The sequence below is a fragment of the Bartonella sp. AA83SXKL genome, assembly GCF_042196965.1.
Taxonomy (GTDB): Bacteria; Pseudomonadota; Alphaproteobacteria; order Rhizobiales; family Rhizobiaceae; genus Bartonella.
Window position 1 is genome coordinate 1 of the sequence record NZ_JBHIRG010000081.1, and the last position, 1,601, is coordinate 1,601.

A 1,601-nucleotide genomic window follows, 5' to 3' on the forward strand; every position below is an offset into this window, starting at 1 on the left:
TCATGGGTCTCTGAATGGCTTTTATGGTGATCTGTCATGCCATCAATCGTCACACTTTCTCCGCTCACATTGATATCCTGACCGGAAAGCAGATGAGAAGCAGTGATTGTGGTCTCTTTGTCTGATTGCGTGATAATGTTGCCCGTTGCCCCCAAATTGGTCAGCACACCAGTGTGGATATCGGCATTTCCCCCCGCTTCTATAGTGCTATAATGGTTATCAATGGTATCAGCGTTAATGATGAGATTGCCACTAGATTGTATCATTCCTTGACGAGTAGGCGAAAATTCTTGCGTAACAGTTTTCTGTATCATGTGAGATAAATTATTCCATCGGTACCCTTGAAAAAAAAGCGAACTTTCACTCTCTTCATTCCAAGTAAATGCCTTGTATACTACCCCATCTTCTAAAGTTATCTTACCATAAGTTGCCTCTTTGTTGAGCAAAGAATTTTTAAAGTGAAAATCACATATGTTTCCTGAACATTCAACTTCCTCATAGGAAACGGCCCACATTTTTACCCTCAACTCATTTGCTACACTTGTTGTATGATACAAAATCGCATTTTCAATTGAATCAAAGCATTCTGGTTTTTGGAATGCGATGGTGACTTCTTCCGTTTTTTCCGTGATGATCAACAAATTGAACAGATCAATCAAGCTGTTGAAGCCTTTTTAGCAGAGATAGAACGAGAGATACAACAACTCTCAACAAAAGCTGCTTAACCTTATGGGGGTGTTTTGTTCCCCGCATATCTACGAGCACCCCCACCCTTCTTAACACTTTCAAGTAATGCGTGATTCACGCCACACGTGAATTGCATCTCAATGTAAGGAGAAAAGATATGGCGCCTCGTACAGCTATCATAACGCAAGCAGACATTGCACGGGCTTTAAGAGAAGCTAAAAAACAAGGGATGTGAACTCATAGAAATCAAACCTACTGGTGAACTGCTTATCTATCTTAAATCCGATATTCCAATACCAAATTCAGTTAGCCATCCAGACAAACTTTTAGATTTGTCAAAGAATGAATATTACGAAACCGTACTCTCTAAGATGTAAAATACCATGCCTAAACCACGCCCCCCTCATCTTGTCAAAGAAGTCACACGCCATGGTAAAATTATATGGTATGTACGTATTGGTCATGGACCACGTATTAGAATACGCGGTACCTATGGAACGCAAGAGTTTATTGATAACTACAAAAGTGTACTTGCCGAGTTACAAGAGCTTATACTTCCTAAATCCAAAACCGGTAAACTTGTTGAAGGGTTATTTGCATGGCTACTTAAACAATACTTTAACAGCTCTAATTGGCATAGCTACTCTAAAGCTACAAAGAAACAAAAAGAATACATTCTTATGAATGATATGCGACTCCATAGGAAATATTCCATACCAAGCAATTGAAAAGAAACATATTATAGCCGGTGTTGAACGACGTAAAGAAACACCAGCAATGGCTAGAAATTTTCTGAAAGCCCTTAATGGACTTTTTAATTGGGCGATTGATCAAGGTCTTTTGGAAAATAATCCAGCTTTAGGAACAAAAAGACGCCCCCTCAAAAACAAAGAGAGATTTCCTGTTTGGACAGA

4 pseudogenes are annotated in these 1,601 nt (G+C 39.2%); 3 read left to right on the forward strand and 1 reads right to left on the reverse strand.

Annotated elements, in window-relative coordinates:
* Positions 1 to 326, reverse strand: a pseudogene (locus ACFINO_RS11705) (hypothetical protein); the annotation flags it as partial.
* Between the two features lie 291 nt (positions 327 to 617).
* Here ACFINO_RS11705 and ACFINO_RS09715 point away from each other — a divergent pair.
* From ACFINO_RS09715 to ACFINO_RS09725, 3 pseudogenes are all read left to right on the forward strand, one after another.
* A pseudogene (locus ACFINO_RS09715) lies at positions 618 to 725 on the forward strand (exonuclease); the annotation flags it as partial.
* Positions 726 to 844: 119 nt separating this feature from the next.
* Positions 845 to 1,064 (forward strand): annotated as a pseudogene (locus ACFINO_RS09720) (hypothetical protein).
* Between the two features lie 6 nt (positions 1,065 to 1,070).
* Positions 1,071 to 1,601 (forward strand): annotated as a pseudogene (locus ACFINO_RS09725) (phage integrase central domain-containing protein); the annotation flags it as partial.